The organism is Tatumella sp. UCD-D_suzukii, assembly GCF_000611875.2.
GTDB classification, from domain to species: domain Bacteria; phylum Pseudomonadota; class Gammaproteobacteria; order Enterobacterales; family Enterobacteriaceae; genus Tatumella; species Tatumella ptyseos.
In genome coordinates, this window is the sequence record NZ_JFJX01000067.1 from 67,976 (window position 1) to 84,181 (window position 16,206).

At 52.7% G+C, this 16,206-nt stretch carries 19 protein-coding genes; 10 read left to right on the plus strand and 9 right to left on the minus strand.

Annotation, left to right across the window (positions count from 1 at the left end; translation table 11 throughout):
* Window position 1: 1 nt before the first annotated feature.
* Both kdsD and CG67_RS15425 read right to left on the minus strand, forming a co-directional pair.
* Complete coding sequence (kdsD, locus tag CG67_RS15420; protein ID WP_025903828.1) at window positions 2–988, minus strand: arabinose-5-phosphate isomerase KdsD; 987 nt, start codon at window positions 986–988, stop codon at window positions 2–4.
* Window positions 989–1,000: 12 nt separating this feature from the next.
* Window positions 1,001–1,981, minus strand: coding sequence for a calcium/sodium antiporter (locus tag CG67_RS15425; protein ID WP_025903829.1), 981 nt, complete (start codon window positions 1,979–1,981; stop codon window positions 1,001–1,003).
* Window positions 1,982–2,207: 226 nt separating this feature from the next.
* Between CG67_RS15425 and mlaF the strand changes: the two genes are divergently transcribed.
* The 7 genes from mlaF to murA all read left to right on the plus strand — a co-directional run bounded on the left by mlaF (window position 2,208) and on the right by murA (window position 7,057).
* Entirely contained in the window at window positions 2,208–3,023 is an 816-nt protein-coding gene (gene mlaF / locus CG67_RS15430; RefSeq protein WP_025903830.1) for a phospholipid ABC transporter ATP-binding protein MlaF, read from the plus strand.
* Between the two features lie 4 nt (window positions 3,024–3,027).
* Entirely contained in the window at window positions 3,028–3,810 is a 783-nt protein-coding gene (gene mlaE, locus CG67_RS15435; protein ID WP_025903831.1) for a lipid asymmetry maintenance ABC transporter permease subunit MlaE, read from the plus strand.
* A 4-nt stretch (window positions 3,811–3,814) separates the two neighbouring features.
* Window positions 3,815–4,357 carry an outer membrane lipid asymmetry maintenance protein MlaD gene (gene mlaD, locus CG67_RS15440; RefSeq protein ID WP_025903832.1) on the plus strand — a complete coding sequence of 181 codons (543 nt, stop codon included), beginning with the start codon at window positions 3,815–3,817 and terminating at the stop codon, window positions 4,355–4,357.
* Between the two features lie 13 nt (window positions 4,358–4,370).
* Entirely contained in the window at window positions 4,371–5,036 is a 666-nt protein-coding gene (gene mlaC / locus CG67_RS15445; RefSeq protein WP_025903833.1) for a phospholipid-binding protein MlaC, read from the plus strand.
* Window positions 5,036–5,341, plus strand: coding sequence for a lipid asymmetry maintenance protein MlaB (gene mlaB / locus CG67_RS15450; RefSeq protein WP_025903834.1), 306 nt, complete (start codon window positions 5,036–5,038; stop codon window positions 5,339–5,341). The genes mlaC and mlaB overlap by 1 nt, the downstream gene beginning before the upstream one ends.
* Window positions 5,342–5,455: 114 nt before the next feature.
* On the plus strand, window positions 5,456–5,710 hold the full coding sequence (gene ibaG / locus CG67_RS15455) for a BolA family iron metabolism protein IbaG (RefSeq protein ID WP_025903835.1): 255 nt from the start codon (window positions 5,456–5,458) through the stop codon (window positions 5,708–5,710).
* 66 nt (window positions 5,711–5,776) lie between these two features.
* The gene (murA, locus tag CG67_RS15460; RefSeq protein ID WP_025903836.1) at window positions 5,777–7,057 is read left to right on the plus strand and encodes a UDP-N-acetylglucosamine 1-carboxyvinyltransferase; all 1,281 of its coding nucleotides are present in this window, start codon (window positions 5,777–5,779) and stop codon (window positions 7,055–7,057) included.
* 161 nt (window positions 7,058–7,218) lie between these two features.
* On the opposite strand, the gene CG67_RS15465 is transcribed toward murA, so the two are convergent.
* The gene (locus CG67_RS15465; RefSeq protein WP_025903837.1) at window positions 7,219–7,530 is read right to left on the minus strand and encodes a helix-turn-helix domain-containing protein; all 312 of its coding nucleotides are present in this window, start codon (window positions 7,528–7,530) and stop codon (window positions 7,219–7,221) included.
* Between the two features lie 328 nt (window positions 7,531–7,858).
* Complete coding sequence (gene ispB, locus CG67_RS15470) at window positions 7,859–8,830, minus strand: octaprenyl diphosphate synthase (RefSeq protein ID WP_025903838.1); 972 nt, start codon at window positions 8,828–8,830, stop codon at window positions 7,859–7,861.
* A gap of 340 nt (window positions 8,831–9,170) precedes the next feature.
* Here ispB and rplU point away from each other — a divergent pair, with 340 nt between their 5' ends.
* From rplU to cgtA, 3 genes are all read left to right on the plus strand, one after another.
* Window positions 9,171–9,482 (plus strand): 50S ribosomal protein L21, encoded by a 312-nt coding sequence (gene rplU, locus CG67_RS15475; protein WP_025903839.1) that lies wholly within the window; start codon window positions 9,171–9,173, stop codon window positions 9,480–9,482.
* Window positions 9,483–9,497: 15 nt separating this feature from the next.
* Complete coding sequence (gene rpmA / locus CG67_RS15480; RefSeq protein WP_025903840.1) at window positions 9,498–9,755, plus strand: 50S ribosomal protein L27; 258 nt, start codon at window positions 9,498–9,500, stop codon at window positions 9,753–9,755.
* Window positions 9,756–10,024: 269 nt separating this feature from the next.
* Window positions 10,025–11,203, plus strand: a complete 1,179-nt coding sequence (gene cgtA, locus CG67_RS15490) for an Obg family GTPase CgtA (RefSeq protein WP_025903842.1) — start codon at window positions 10,025–10,027, stop codon at window positions 11,201–11,203.
* A 68-nt stretch (window positions 11,204–11,271) separates the two neighbouring features.
* Here the strand turns inward: cgtA and CG67_RS17900 are convergent, their stop codons facing one another.
* Genes CG67_RS17900 through CG67_RS15515 form a run of 5 tightly spaced genes read right to left on the minus strand, consistent with a single transcriptional unit; the run spans window position 11,272 to window position 16,143 of the window.
* Complete coding sequence (locus tag CG67_RS17900; protein WP_025903843.1) at window positions 11,272–11,691, minus strand: hotdog fold thioesterase; 420 nt, start codon at window positions 11,689–11,691, stop codon at window positions 11,272–11,274.
* A 3-nt stretch (window positions 11,692–11,694) separates the two neighbouring features.
* A complete protein-coding gene (gene dhbA, locus CG67_RS17905; RefSeq protein ID WP_025903844.1) occupies window positions 11,695–12,453 on the minus strand; it encodes a 2,3-dihydro-2,3-dihydroxybenzoate dehydrogenase in 759 nt (252 codons plus the stop codon).
* Window positions 12,450–13,304: an isochorismatase family protein gene (locus CG67_RS15505; RefSeq protein ID WP_025903845.1), complete on the minus strand. Its 855-nt coding sequence runs from the start codon at window positions 13,302–13,304 to the stop codon at window positions 12,450–12,452. The genes dhbA and CG67_RS15505 overlap by 4 nt, the downstream gene beginning before the upstream one ends.
* Window positions 13,305–13,334: 30 nt before the next feature.
* Window positions 13,335–14,945 carry a (2,3-dihydroxybenzoyl)adenylate synthase gene (locus CG67_RS15510; RefSeq protein WP_025903846.1) on the minus strand — a complete coding sequence of 537 codons (1,611 nt, stop codon included), beginning with the start codon at window positions 14,943–14,945 and terminating at the stop codon, window positions 13,335–13,337.
* Window positions 14,946–14,949: 4 nt separating this feature from the next.
* On the minus strand, window positions 14,950–16,143 hold the full coding sequence (locus CG67_RS15515; protein ID WP_025903847.1) for an isochorismate synthase: 1,194 nt from the start codon (window positions 16,141–16,143) through the stop codon (window positions 14,950–14,952).
* Window positions 16,144–16,206: the final 63 nt, after the last annotated feature.

The following is a 16,206-nucleotide window of genomic DNA, read 5'->3' on the forward strand; positions in this document are numbered from 1 at the left end:
TTCAGACGACACCGGCACGCAACATATCATGCATATGTACCACACCCACCAGACGATTGTTATCCGCAACCAGTAACGAGGTTATATTTTTACTTTGCATAACATTTAGCGCATCAACAGCCAGCATATTGGGTGTTACGCGGATACCACCCGGCGTCATAACTTTCTCTATCAGAGTCGATTGGAAGTTGATCCCCATATCGATCACCCGGCGCAAATCGCCGTCGGTAAAAATACCGGCTATCGTCATATCTTCCTCAACGATCACCGTCATACCCATTTTCTTGCGGGTAATCTCCAGCAATGCGTCACGTAGGGAGGCATGGCAGGGGACGCAGGGCATTTCCGTACCGGCATGCATGACATCGCTGACATGCAGTAAGAGTTTCCTGCCCAATGCCCCCCCGGGATGTGAAAGGGCGAAATCATTTGCCGTAAAACCCCGGGCTTCCAGTAAGGCAACAGCCAGAGCATCTCCCATCACCAGCGTTGCCGTGGTACTGCTGGTGGGGGCCAGGCCCAGCGGGCAGGCTTCCTGAGGCACTCTGACGGTTAAGTGCAAATCGGCGGCTTTTGCCATGGCACTCTCCGGCCGACTGCTCAGGCAGATTAACGTAATTTTCAGCCGTTTGATCACCGGAACCAGTGCCAGAATTTCATGGGATTCGCCGCTGTTAGAGATGGCGAGGACCACATCGCCAGGGCTTACCATCCCCAGATCCCCGTGGCTGGCTTCTGCAGGATGGACAAAAAAAGCCGGTGTGCCGGTACTGGCAAAGGTTGCTGCCATTTTACGGGCGATGTGACCCGATTTCCCCATCCCCATCACCACCACTTTCCCGCGACAATGGTAAAGGATTTCACAGGCACGTGAAAAATCTTCGTTAATGTACTGGTCCAGCTGTTCGAGGCCCTCTCGTTCAATGCGCAGAACGTTTATTCCTGCTGTTCTGAAATCAAAACCAGAGCTTGTCAGTTGTTCAGACATTCCAGAGTCCTTTTATTGATTATTCATCATCGGAAAAAACCAGAGCATGGCGGCCCAGATAATAAATCCGCACAACAGAAACGCTCCGGTGAGACGGTCGATACGCCGGTGCTTTCTCAGGCAAATGACTGCAAAAATCACACTGACCCCGAGCATGACCCAATAATCCCGGGTAAAAGCATTGCTGTCGATTCTGCCCGGGCTGACCAGAGCCGGAAGTCCCAGCACAATCGCTGTATTGTAGATGTTAGCACCCAACAGGTTGCCAACGGCGATATCCCCTTCACCTTTCAGAGTCCCGGCAATCACCGTCGCCAGTTCCGGCAGGCTGGTCCCGATTGAGATAAAAAACAGTGACATCAGCAGTTCGCTGATCCCCAGGTAGTCCGCCACCACGACTGCGTTATCAAGGATCATCCGCGTGGCGACCGGCAACAGAACCAGAGCCACTCCCAGCCACAGGCAGGCCACTGTATTACCTGCATCTTCGCCGGGGAGTTCGGCTAACTGTTCATGAGTCAGAGGATCCCCGGTGAGTGGACGGGTGTTGTTGGCCAGCCGGATAATACCCCACAGATAAATGACCGCCATGGCTAACAGACAAAAACCTTCGCTTCGGGTCAGCTGATTATCGGCCAGTAATAGCCCACAAAGCAGTGCCACCAGTAGCATCAGTGGCAGTTCACGGCGCAAAAGCGCCGAGCTTATTTTCAGAGGATGGATCAATGCTGCGCCACCCAGAATTAATAAAATATTGGTAATATTGGAACCCAACGCAATACCGACGGAAAAATCACGCATGCCATGCTGTACTGCGGATAAAGAGAGAATAATCTCCGGCAGCGAGGTCCCGATACCGACCACTGTCATGCCAATCACTAACGGGGGAATACCCAGTGAACGGCACAAAATGGAGGCGCTGAATACCAGCCGGTCGGCACCATACGCCAGCAGCAGTAAACCAAGAACCAGCAGGACAATCGCGACAAGCATGGGTATTCCTTTGCCAAAGTGGCCATGATGCCGGGGCGCAGCATGATGGCAAAAACGGAGATCAACATTATCAGGCGCTGATTTTGACTGCCGGAGGGCGAAAAGTAAATTTTATGACTGAATTACACAAACTTTGGCTGTAATTTTCTGTAAAAATAACGCAGTGCTATCCTCCGGGCTGGCATGATAACAAATTAAAATGCCCGAACACCTGTAAGGGGTCACTATGGTTCAGCAACAAAAAGGATTAGTGGAAATCCGCGGGATGAGCTTTTCCCGGGGGACCCGAAAAATCTTTGACGATATCTCCCTGACTGTCCCTGAAGGGAAAATCACCGCCATTATGGGGCCGTCAGGTATCGGTAAAACGACATTATTACGTCTTATCGGCGGGCAATTAGCGCCGGATAACGGGGAAATTCTCTTCCGTGAAGATAATATTCCGACGTTATCGCGCAGGAAGCTATACGACGTCCGTAAAAAGATGGGTATGCTATTTCAGTCAGGGGCACTGTTTACAGACCTCACCGTCTATGAAAACGTGGCCTGGCCTTTGCGTGAACATACCCGGTTACCCCCGGAATTATTACACACAACGGTGATGATGAAGCTGGAAGCGGTAGGGCTGCGCGGGGCTGAGCAGCTCACTCCTGCAGAATTATCGGGCGGGATGGCGAGACGTGTTGCGCTGGCACGCGCGATTGCACTGGACCCTGAACTGATCATGTTTGATGAGCCTTTCGTCGGGCAGGACCCCATTACGATGGGAGTACTGGTAAAATTGATCGATGAGCTGAATCATGCACTGGGTCTGACCTGCATTGTGGTTTCTCACGATGTGCCTGAAGTACTGAGTATTGCTGACTATGCTTATATTGTGGCAGGGCAGCATATTATTGCGCAGGGTAGCCCCGAAACATTACGGGAAACGCCTGATCCCCGTGTCCGACAGTTTATCGACGGGCATGCAGATGGTCCGGTACCTTTCCGGTATCCGGCCGGTGATTATCTCACCGATTTGCTAAGCGCCGGGAGGCATTAAACCTATGTTGTTAAAGGCAGTGGCGTCATTAGGACGTTGGGGAATCAATAGCTGTGCATCCTTTGGCCGGGCGGGCCTGATGTTATTTCATGCACTGGCAGGCAAGCCACAGTTTGTAAAACATGGCCGGCTGGTTATCCGGCAGATTTACAGTGTGGGTGTACTTTCTTTGCTGATTATCCTGGTTTCCGGTTTGTTTATCGGCATGGTGCTGGGATTACAGGGATACCTGGTCTTAAAAACCTACGGCGCAGAAACGAGCCTGGGTATGGTGGTTGCGCTCTCTTTATTGCGTGAACTGGGGCCCGTGGTGACGGCATTACTGTTCGCCGGGCGTGCCGGGTCGGCACTCACTGCGGAAGTCGGGCTGATGAAAGCCACAGAGCAGTTATCCAGCATGGAAATGATGGCGGTTGATCCGTTAAGGCGTGTGGTCGCTCCCCGCTTCTGGGCCGGGGTAATTAGCATGCCGTTACTGGCAATAATGTTCACTGCGGTCGGGATCGCCGGAGGAGCCCTGGTCGGGGTGGACTGGAAAGGGATCGATTCAGGTTTCTTCTGGTCAGCCATGCAGGGTGCCGTTGATTTTCGTATGGATATTATTAATTGCGTGGTGAAAAGTATCATCTTCGCCATCGCTGTTTCCTGGATAGCGCTATTCAACGGCTATGACGCTATTCCGACGTCTGAGGGGATCAGTCGGGCAACCACCCGTACGGTTGTTCACTCTTCTCTGGCCATACTTGGGTTAGATTTTGTGCTGACAGCACTGATGTTTGGGAATTAACGCAATGCAAAGTAAAAAAAGTGAAATCTGGGTAGGTATTTTCCTGTTGCTGGCTCTGGTTGCTGCGCTGTTTCTCTGCCTGCGCGCCGCAAATCTGAAATCCCTGGGTGCAGAACCTACATGGAAATTGTATGCGACCTTCGACAATATCGGGGGGCTTAAAGCCGGCTCTCCGGTTGAAATCGGTGGTGTAGTGATCGGCAGAGTCACAAATATCTCTCTGGATGACAGCACGCTTTCACCGAAAGTGACTATGGCGATTGATGATGCCTATGCCGGAAAAATTCCGGATACCAGCTCACTGGCGGTACGTACCCAGGGTCTGTTGGGTGCGCAATTCCTGGCGCTTAACCTGGGGTTCAACGATCCGGATTTGGGATCTGCTATTCTTAAGAATGGCGATACGCTGCGCGATACCAAATCAGCCATGGTGCTTGAAGACCTGATTGGACAGTTCCTGTACAAAAGTGGCAACGGTAGCAGCAGCAAAGATCAAAGTGCATCGTCTGACAGCAATGCTCCATCTACGCCGACGCCAATTCACTAAAAGGAAAGTTTATATGTTAGTCAAACGTTTGTTACTGACCGCTATGCTGGTAGCTCTGCCGGTAGCGGCGGTGAATGCCGCGGAGACCACCACTGCGACCAGTCCGGTGGATCAGAGTAATCCTTATACCCTGATGGATCAGGCGGCGGCGAAAACCTTTACCCGTCTGAAAAATGAACAGGGGAAAATTAAACAGAACCCGGATTACCTGCGCGAAATTGTGCAGCAGGAACTGATGCCCTATGTACAGGTTAAATATGCCGGTGCGCTGGTACTGGGACGTTTCTATAACCAGGCAACGCCTGCACAACGTGATGCGTACTACAAGGCCTTCGGTGATTACCTGGACCAGGCCTACGCCCAGGCACTGGCTCTGTATCACGGACAAACTTACCAGATTGAATCCCCGCAACCGCTGGGGGATGCAAATCTGGTGGCTATTCGTGTCACTATTATCGACCCGAATGGTCGCCCGCCGGTCCGGCTGGACTTCCAGTGGCGTAAGAATACCCGTACCGGTGCATGGCAGGCCTATGACATGGTCGCCGAAGGTATCAGTATGATCACCACAAAACAGAATCAGTGGGGTGACCTGCTGCGTACCCAGGGTATTGATGCGCTGACGGCACAACTGAAACAGTATGCAGCCCAGCCTGTTTCACTGAATCAGCAAAACTGATGAGTGATTTGTTACATTGGCAGCAACAGGATCGGTCGTTGCTGCTCAGTGGCAAACTGGACCACGAAACACTGCTCCCGTTATGGCAGCAGAAAGAACATGTGGTCCGGGGAGTTTCAGAGATTAATGTTTCCGGGCTGAAGCGGGTCGATTCGGCGGGGCTTGCGCTGCTGGTTCATCTGCAAAATATCGCCACCCGCTCAGGTCAGCCGGTAGTATTTCACGGCATCTCTGATAAATTACAGTCACTGATTACCCTGTATAATCTTCAACAGATTATTGTTTCTGCTGAAGAAAGCCGATAGATATCGCGGTGTTGATGAAAAGCCCCTGCCTCCGGCAGGGGCTTTTGTGTATTTAAGATAAAGCTGCTTTCTACTAAGATATGGGCTGATTATGATTAACGGAAGCTGAATGCAATGGAAAATAATGAGATTCAGGCAGTATTAATGCAGGCTTTGTCGCTGGATGAAGTCCATGTCAGCGGTGACGGCAGCCATTTCCAGGTGATCGCCGTCGGTGAACTTTTTGAACCGATGAGCCGGGTGAAAAAGCAGCAGGCTGTGTATGCCCCGTTGATGGAATATATTGCGGATAACCGTATTCATGCGTTATCCATCAAAGCATATACCCCTGCTGAATGGGCCCGTGATCGTAAGCTGAATGGTTTCTGATTCAGGCTGCGTAAGTACAGGCTGGCAGGTCTTGCCTATTATGATTGTTAATTGAGAGCCGTGTGAATGGATAAGTTTCGAGTACAGGGTCCAACCCGTTTAAGTGGTGAAGTTACCATTTCCGGTGCGAAAAATGCCGCATTACCTATTCTTTTTGCCGCATTGCTGGCAGAAGAACCGGTAGAAATAAAAAATGTACCTAAACTGCGTGATATTGATACCACCATGAAGTTGCTGAGCCAGCTTGGGGTAAAAGCAGAACGCAATGGTGCTGTCCATCTGGATGCCAGTGGCGTTAACATTTTTTGCGCTCCGTATGACCTTGTAAAAACAATGCGTGCATCCATCTGGGCATTGGGACCTCTGGTGGCTCGCTTTGGTCAGGGACAGGTCTCTTTACCGGGAGGGTGTGCTATCGGGGCACGGCCGGTAGACCTGCATATCAGCGGCCTGGAGCAACTGGGTGCTGAGATCAAACTGGAAGAAGGCTATGTCAAAGCGTTTGTCGATGGGCGTCTGAAAGGGGCTCATATCGTGATGGATAAAGTCAGCGTGGGTGCGACAGTGACCATCATGAGTGCTGCGACACTGGCAGAAGGTACGACCATCATTGAAAACGCTGCACGTGAGCCGGAAATTGCTGATACAGCGAACTTCCTGAACACCATCGGTGCGAAGATCACCGGTGCCGGCACAGACCGAATTGTGATTGAAGGCGTTGAACGACTGGGCGGTGGTAGCTATGAAGTGGTGCCTGACCGCATCGAGACCGGAACCTTCCTGATTGCAGCAGCGATTTCAGGAGGCAAAGTACTCTGCCATAAAACCCGTCCCGAAACGCTGGATGTCGTACTCGCTAAGCTGCGTGAAGCGGGTGCTGATATCGAAACCGGTGAAGACTGGATAAGCCTGGATATGCACGGACGTCGTCCGAAAGCGGTTAATATTCGTACCGCGCCACATCCCGGCTTCCCGACAGACATGCAGGCACAGTTCACACTGCTGAATCTGGTGGCAGAAGGGACCGGTGTGATCACCGAAACCATTTTCGAAAACCGTTTTATGCACATTCCTGAGCTGATCCGGATGGGAGCTCATGCCGAAATCGAGAGTAATACCGCCATTTGTCACGGTGTGGAAAAACTCTCCGGTGCACAGGTGATGGCGACCGATCTGCGTGCTTCCGCGAGTCTTGTACTGGCAGGGTGTATTGCTGAAGGTGAAACGCTGGTGGATCGTATTTATCATATTGATCGCGGGTACGAGCGCATTGAAGATAAACTTCGTGCATTAGGTGCCAGGATCGAGCGTGTACGCGGTGAAGAAGAGTCTTCACACGCGGAATAACCGCCGGTAATTTGTGAAAAAGGCCTGACGCTTCTGTTCAGGCCTTTTTTATTACGCTTCCGCGGTGCCCGTTTTCCCGGAAAACCGGCATTTGTGGCCGGTCCTGTTAACCGTGAGGGTTACTGATGTCCGGCAGGGTGCATGTCCGGAAGCCTTCTTTGTTATGGCGTACTGTTTGTGGTTGGCGTGGTGGTTTTCCGCTCATTATGAGGCAGGCGTCGCATCAGCTTTTCCCGATCCAGTAGCTCATGAGTCACCGGATGATAGTATCGGCTCGGCCAAATCTCTGCCGGATGGACATCAATGGCGCGGGCGATCAGCCATTCTCCTTTAGGCCATGGGCGTGATAATGCATTGGCCAGGGTAGAAGAACTCAATCCGGCATTTCGTGAGACTTCTGCCAGAGACGTTCCTTTTTTCCTCAATGCGGCAATAATGTCTGCTGTGTGCCAGTCCGTTTTTTGCATATTCATCCTCTCTCCTTTTCAGATGTTGTTGATGCTCTCGAAATATCTATCGCATCTGCTTACACGATAAAATTACACCTCTTTAGGAAATAGGTATATCAAAAACAGTCGTATAATTTTGCAAAAGTAGTCAGAAAAACTGCTGATTTGAAGCATACGTCGCAAAAAATGAGGAAATTTAATGATAAACCACCCATATTTTTTGGAAATATTCCGAAATGAAGGGCCGGAAGTCTCTATGCAGAGGCGTAAAAAAAGCCCGCATGGGGCTTTTTGCTGAACGGTGAGGATGATCGTTCGGGATCACTGACTCAGGCAGGATCCTTTCGCAGGATCAATAGTCGCGCTGAACGGACATATGTGCCAGTGACTCGAGTGCCTGACGCCAGGGAGTCTGTGGCAGAACCTGTAAAGCAGCGATGGCTTTATCCGCTTCAGCTTCAGCACGCTGACGGGTCCATTCCAGTGAACCGCATTGCTGCATCGTTGCCTGAACCTCTTCTAACAGGTGACGGCCATTACCCTGTTCAATGGCCTGACGGATCATCGCGGACTGTTCGGCATTTCCGTGTTTCATCGCATGTAACAGCGGAAGGGTAGGTTTGCCTTCACTCAGGTCATCACCGACATTTTTACCCAGCGCAGCGTTATCAGCGCTGTAATCCAGCAGGTCATCAATCAGCTGAAATGCGGTACCGATATAGCGTCCGTAGTCACGCAGGGCTTGTTCCTGCGCATCGGTAGCCTCTGCCAGGATAGCGGACGTCTGAGCAGCCGCTTCAAACAACCGGGCCGTTTTACTGTAGATAACCCGCATATAGCTTTCTTCAGTGATATCCGGATCGTTACAGTTCATCAGCTGCAGCACTTCACCCTCGGAAATGACATTCACCGCTTCAGACATTAATGCGAGGATCCTTAAGGATCCCAGTGAGGTCATCATCTGAAAGGCACGGGTGTAGATAAAATCCCCGACCAGGACACTGGCAGCATTTCCGAAAGCAGCATTGGCGGTGGCTTTGCCACGGCGCATATCGGATTCATCGACCACATCATCGTGAAGCAATGTCGCGGTATGAATAAATTCGATCAGCGCGGCATTAAGAATGTGTTGATCGCTCTGATAGCCCAGTGCCCGCGCAGACAGTACCGCAATCATCGGACGAATACGTTTACCACCACCGCTGACAATGTAGTGACCTAACTGACTGATAAGCGCGACATCGGAGTCAAGCTGGTCAAGAATGGTCTGATTGACGGCCGCCATATCTGCGGAAGTAAGTTCTGTAATTTGTTCTAAGTTCATACGTCTGTTCAGTTTTGACCCGGTTTTAGCCCTTACAGGGCTTTTTAAACAAGAGTGCTCAGATAGCGTAATTGGTCTGTATCTGAATAAATTTCTCTGTCGGCAGTCGTGGCAGTCTCAGGCAGGATGAACACTGTGCCAGTGAACCACTGATGGTACCCATTGTACTTGAAAATCGATTACAGGAAACACCCGGCTGCACCCTGTGTTTTTTTTCTGCAATACAGCGCAAAGTAGGCTTGTCTTCTGTCGGATATTTGCGTAGAATTCGCGCCCTATTGTGAATATTTATAGCGCCGCCTGATTTTATCATAAGGGCTAGCGCAGAAGCGGAGTTTATATGTACGCGGTTTTCCAAAGTGGTGGTAAACAACACCGAGTAAGCGAAGGTCAGACCGTTCGCCTGGAAAAGCTTGACATCGCAACCGGTGAAACTATCGAGTTTGACCAGGTTCTGATGATTGCAAACGGCGAAGAAGTTACCATTGGTGCGCCACTGGTTTCTGGTGGTGTTATCAAAGCTGAAGTCGTTGCTCACGGTCGTGGCGAGAAAATTAAGATTGTTAAGTTTCGTCGTCGTAAACACCACCGTAAGCAGCAGGGTCACCGTCAGTGGTTCACTGATGTGAAGATCACTGGCATCAGCGCTTAATAGGAGATTTGACAAATGGCTCATAAAAAGGCTGGCGGCTCCACACGTAACGGTCGCGATTCCAATGCAAAACGTCTGGGCGTAAAACGTTTCGGCGGTGAAACTGTACTGGCTGGTAGCATCATCGTTCGTCAGCGCGGAACCAAGTTCCACGCAGGCGCTAACGTAGGTTGTGGTCGTGACCACACCCTGTTTGCTACTGCAAACGGTCAGATTAAATTCGAAGTTAAAGGTCCTGACAACCGTAAATACGTAAGCATCGTTGCTGAGTAATTATGGCAAGACCCGGACAGTCTGATGACTGTCTGACACAACGAATTAAAGCCCCGCAGCTTTTGCGGGGCTTTTTACATTCTGCTGTCATACCCGCAGAAATTCCGCGGTTTGCAGCAGAATGCTGTACACTTGACAGATACATACAGAATACTGATATCACTGGTTTGAATACCGGTATTATCCGCCGCCGGTCAGCAGAGTCGACCCTGGCGGGCCCGTCTGGCAGGCTATCGGCCTGACAGGCGCAAGAGTGACGGAGAAGAAAGATGAAGTTTGTTGATGAAGCGACAATCCTGGTCGTTGCCGGTGACGGCGGTAATGGTTGCGTCAGCTTCCGCCGGGAAAAATACATTCCCAAAGGTGGCCCTGATGGCGGTGATGGCGGAGACGGCGGTGACGTCTGGCTGCTGGCCGATGAAAACCTTAACACCCTGATTGATTACCGCTTTGAAAAGGCCTTCCGCGCCGAGCGTGGCCAGAATGGCCAGAGCCGTGACTGTACCGGTAAGCGTGGTAAAGATGTCATCATCAAGGTCCCGGTCGGTACCCGTATTATCGACCAGGATACCGGGGAAACCATGGGCGATATGACCCGTCACGAACAGCGCCTGATGGTGGCTAAAGGTGGCTGGCATGGCCTGGGTAACACCCGCTTCAAATCCTCCGTTAACCGTACACCTCGTCAGAAAACGATGGGGACACCGGGTGAAAAACGTGACCTGCAGCTGGAGCTGATGCTGCTGGCCGATGTCGGGATGCTGGGCTTGCCGAATGCCGGTAAATCGACCTTCATCCGTTCGGTCTCTGCGGCTAAGCCGAAAGTAGCCGATTACCCGTTTACCACCCTGGTACCGAGCCTGGGCGTGGTACGTATGGATCACGAGCAGAGCTTCGTTGTGGCCGATATCCCGGGTCTTATCGAAGGGGCTGCCGATGGTGCCGGATTAGGGATCCGCTTCCTGAAGCACCTGGAGCGTTGCCGCGTGCTGCTGCACCTGATTGATATCGCGCCTATCGATGAGTCCGATCCGGTAGAGAATGCCCGTATCATCCTCGGAGAGCTGGAAAAATACAGCGATAAACTGTACAGCAAACCACGCTGGCTGGTTTTCAATAAAACTGACCTGCTGGATAAGGAAGAGGCAGAAAGCCGCGCTAAAGCGATTGCAGACGCCCTGGGCTGGGACGATAAATATTATCTGATCTCTGCTGCCAGCCGTGACGGTGTGAATGCCCTGTGCTGGGATGTCATGAGCTTCATTAAAGCTAACCCGAAAGAGGCAGAGCTTGAAGAGAAGCAACCCGAGAAAGTGGAATTCATGTGGGATGACTATCACCGTGAAGCCCTGGAAAGCGGCGCGCAGGAAGTTGAAGAAGATGATGAAGACTGGGATGACTGGGACGAAGATGATGATGAAGGGGTAGAGATCATCTATCAGCGTTGATCTTCAACGATCGTCGCCTCTCTCAGGATCATAAAGCCGGGTTATCCCGGCTTTTTTATGTCTGCGATTTAGCCCTGAACGGAGACTGTGAGTCGGGCGGTACAGCATAACTTTGCCCGATCGTTACGGATCTCTGTCTGCCAGACCTGTAATTGTCCGCCGATATGCAGCGGAAAGCACTTCGCGTGTACCCATCCCTGAGAGACCGCCCAGTGATGGCTGGCGTTGACTTCAATCCCGACCACACTCTGCCCGGCCTGAGTCGCCATGTAGCCAGCGACCGACCCCATGGATTCGGCCAGCACGACAGACGCCCCGCCATGCAGCAACCCGAAGGGCTGACGGGTGCGCTCATCGACCGGCATGCTGGCCTCCAGATGCTGCTCGCCTATCAGAGTAAAGACGATGCCCAAATGGCTGACCAGGTTTCCCTGGCCCAGCGCATTCAGTTCATCCAGCGTACAGACCCGCTTCCAGAGTTCGGCCATACTTCAGCTCCCCAGGGTTGCGCCGCCATCCACCACAATATCCTGCAGGACCACGTGGCTTGCACGGTCAGAGGCCAGGAACAGGATAGTATCGGCAATCTCCTGCGGCTTTGCGATCTTCTTCAGCGGAATACCCAGCTTAAACTGTTCCGGGAAGCCCTCAATCGTCTGCTGCTCTGCCTGTGGTGTTTTCCAGAGGCTGCGTTGCATTTCGGTATCGGTGGAGCCAGGCGAAACGATATTACAGCGAACCCCGTACGGGGCCATTTCCAGACCGACCGTCAGGCACAGGCTGCGTAAAGCCGCTTTCGAGGCGCCGTAAGCCGACATGCCCAGACGCGGCGCATGCGCGGCATTAGAGGCCACGGTGACGATCGCGCCGTGCTTCTGCCGGCGGAAGTGTGGCAGGGTTTGGCTGAACAGATTGAATGCGCCCCCGGCATTTACGTTCAGGCACTGTTGCCAGTCTTCAAAGCTCAGTTCATCGGTGGCACCGATACGCAGAATACCGGCGGCATTGACCAGCACATCCAGTTGCGGTTGACGGGAGAGCAACTGCTGGCAGACGTCTTTGACCTGAACGGGATCAGCGACATTCAGTAGCTGGCAGTGAAACGGGTACTCCTGCTCACCAAACTTAATATCAAACGCAGTGACAATGGCGCCCGCCTGATGAAAAGCTAATGCCGTATGATAGCCGATACCCTGGCCTGCGCCGGTCACCCACACATGTTTAGCGTGAAAGTCCTGCTGAACGGTCATTGTGTTTTTCCCTGTGACAGAAGTGCCCACCAGCCATCAATAGAGGCATTTTTGGCGAGGGCAACAAAATCAATCGCCGGGACGGCCTGACGCCAGCGGCCAGCCAGCGCCATCATCCGCACGGAGTCCAGCCCGTAGTCGATCAGGTTTTCATCATCTTCCGGAATATCATCATCTTCCAGCAGTGGTAACACCAACATGCGTAACGCCGCTTTACTTTCCGGCAGGATCAGCAAATCTTCACAGCGGACAACTTTACCGCAACGGCCGGCGGTATATTTCAGTGCCATCATGTGTTCTTCGCGGGTGAAATCTGCCAGCGCATCGGCCACCATAAAGGGCTTAATATCGCGCATAAAGGCATCCGTGGCCGTGGTCAGGCAACCGATGTGGGCATACACCCCGGTAATAATCAGCTGGTCACGCCCCATGTCATGTAACTGCTGCTCCAGCGGTGAACGCTGAAATGCACTATAACGCCATTTGGTCAGCACAATGTCATCGGCCTCCGGCGTTAATCCGTCAACCACCCGCTGCTGCTCCGGATGGCGGTTTAATCCGGGCCCCCACATATCGTTCAGCAGTGCACGATCTTTCTCGCTCTGCTCTGCAGGCTGCGCAGTATAAAACACCGGGATCCCCAATGCTTTGCATTGCGTCCGCAGACGAGCGATATTCCCGATCACTTCCCTGACCAGAGCACTGTCCTCCTCCCAAAAACGGAGAAAGTAATTTTGCATATCATGGATAAGCAGGGCGGCTCGCCCGGGTTCAAAGGCCCATTTCACCTTATTATCAGGAAGTTCATCTGCTGTCGGCAGGCGATAAGATTCAGGTTTAGGGATACTCATAAGGACTCCATTTGCCGGGTCTGAACCGGACTACTTTTGTTGTTCTGTCAGCCATTGACGTAAGGCTTTTTTATCGACTTTACCCACCGGGGTCAAAGGCAGGCTCTCCTGCTGAATGACCCGGTCAGGTAACTTAAATTCGGCGATACCTTGTTCACGTAAGTGGCGGCGAAGATGGGCAGGTTTAACGGGCTGGCTGGCCACGATAAACGCACAACTTTTTTCGCCCATCAGTTCATCATCCATCGAAACCAGTGCTGCATGGATAATGTCCGGATGGCGTTGCAGCAGGTTTTCTATCTCTTCTGCGGCAATTTTTTCTCCGCCACGGTTTATCTGATCTTTCTCGCGGCCCTCAACCCTGATATTCCCCTCAGCGGTGATCGAGATAAGATCCCCGGAGGCGTAGAACCCCTCTTCATCAAAGCAGGTAGCATTATGGGAGGGGTTACGATAATACCCGCGGAACGTATAGGGACCGCGGGTCATCAGGCGGCCGGTAGTTCCCGCAGGGACGGGCCGGTGATGCTCATCAACCACGCGGATTTCATCATCTTCAGAGATGGGGCGTCCCTGAGTGGTGGTGATCACCTCTATCGGGTCATCCGGGCGTGTGTAGTTCACCAGGCCTTCGGCCATGCCGAACACCTGCTGTAACTGACAGCCAATTTCTGAGAGCACCCGTCTGGCCAGCGACTCACTCAGTCGTGCCCCGCCGACCTGCAGTAAAGTCAGGGACGAGAGCTCGCGGGCGTGCCCGTTTTCTTTTATGGCTTGCAGCCACAGGCTGACCGCCGGCGGTACCAGCGCGGTGACGGTGATCCGGTGGCGAGCTATCAGCGGGAAACAGAGCGTCGCACTCGGATCCCGCGCCATAACGACCTGCCCCCCGGCATAGAACACCCCCAGGCAACCCGGCGAACTCATCGGGTAATTGTGAGCAATGGGCAATGCACAAAGGTAGCGGGTCTGCCGGGTAAAGCCGCAGATATCCACGCTACCGCGAATGCTGTAGTAATAGTCGTTATGTGTTCTGGGGATCAGCTTCGGCGTGCCGGTGCTGCCGCCGGAAAGCTGGAAAAAAGCCACCTCATCGGCCGCCGACGGGGTGGGTGTAAAACCGGCCGCTGGTGTGTTGTACAAGCCGGAAAGACTGAGATCAGCCGGAGTCGCGTTATGCATGACCACGGTCCTGAGTGACGGGATTTGCGCTGAAAATGCCTGCAGAAACTGGTCATCGGTAAACAGATTATGCTGACGGTCGGCAATAAACAGGACCGGCTCTGTCTGGCTGGCGTAAGAAAGCAATTCGCTTTTCTGGTGGCTGAACAGTGCATTGACCGGGGCGACACCGAGCTTCAGTAAGGCGAAGAACACCAGATAAAATTCGGTGCCGTTACCCAGTTGTACCAGTGCCGTGTCGCCCTGTTGCAGACCACGTTGTTGCAGTTGTGCGGCCAGTTGATCACTGAGGGTATCCAGTTGCTGATAGGTCAGCGTTCTTTCTCCGTCAAGGATAGCGATGGCCGGATTATCTTTCTGCCGCCCGCAGATATCACTGAGGGGCTTATCTATCCAATAGCCTTTACGACGATAGCGTTCTGCCAGCGCGTCCGGCCAGCGGGTATAAGGGAGCGTCATACAGTTACCTTTCTGTTCTTTCAAGGCCGAAAGCCCGCAGCATCGTATTCAGTTTGATGCCGGTTTCCCGCCATTCGGAATACGGGTCGGAGGCAGGAATGATCCCTGCGCCGGCGAACAGGGTGACCGTTTTCTCTTTCACCGTGGCACAGCGGATGGTCACTACCCATTCGCCATTACCCTGGTCGTCACACCAGCCCACCATGCCGCCGAACAGTTTCCGGTTAAACGGCTCCAGCGTTCTTATCAGATCCAGTGCCTGCCGGTGAGGGTAGCCACTCAGCGCCGGTGTCGGATGGAGCAGGGCCGCCAGCGATAAGGCTGACGTGTCAGTGTGTTGTAAAGTGCCCCGGATATCGGTCGCCAGATGCCAGAGTGTGGATGTCGTCAGCAGATGCGGTACGTCCGGCACCGAGAGCGTTTTACTGACCGGCTGCAGTGTCCTGCGCATATCATCCGTGACCAGCTGGTGTTCCCGGCGATCCTTTTCCGAGTTCATCAAATCCCGGCCCCGCAACGTATCTTCTGCCGGATCCGCTGAGCGTCCGGCAGACCCGGCTAACGGACAGGAATAAAAATTCGCCCCCTCTTTTCTGAGTAATAACTCAGGGCTGGCGCCCAGCAGGGTGGCTCCGCAGGATAACGGAAGGTGGAAGTGATAGTTATCCGGGTTCTGTCGCACAATCTGTGACATCAGTCCGGTCATATCGATAGCGTCACGACTGCAAATTTCCTGCAGGCGGGATAGCACAACTTTATCGGCCTCACCGCGCTCCATCGCTTCAATGGCTTGTGACACCATCGCCATAAACGCCGGTTGTTCCGGGATCAGGCGGGAGCCCGTGACCTCTCCGCCGGCAAAGTCCGGAGACGTTTTCGCCGCCCTTACCAGGTGATCGCGGTCAATAAACCGGTAGCTTTCAGGAATAAAGAGTTCTGAAGGTTGACAGGGATCAAAAGGGATCGCTCCGGCAATGACAGGATGCCGGATACCGGCAAGACGGGCTTCCCGCAAGGCTGCTTCTGCCTGCACCGAAAACCGCGCGCCTGGTGTGCCATCTTCAGTTAACGGGGATGTCAAACGTCGGAAACAGCCATCGGTTAACAGGCTTTTCCAGCGGGAGGTAAACAGGAAACGGTCTGACAGAGAAGGAAAATCATACACGGAGGGATTTTCAAACTGTTCCATTTCTACCATAATCTAATCCTGGAATGATAAGATAATTAATAATGATTATCATTTGTATTATTCGTGTAAACT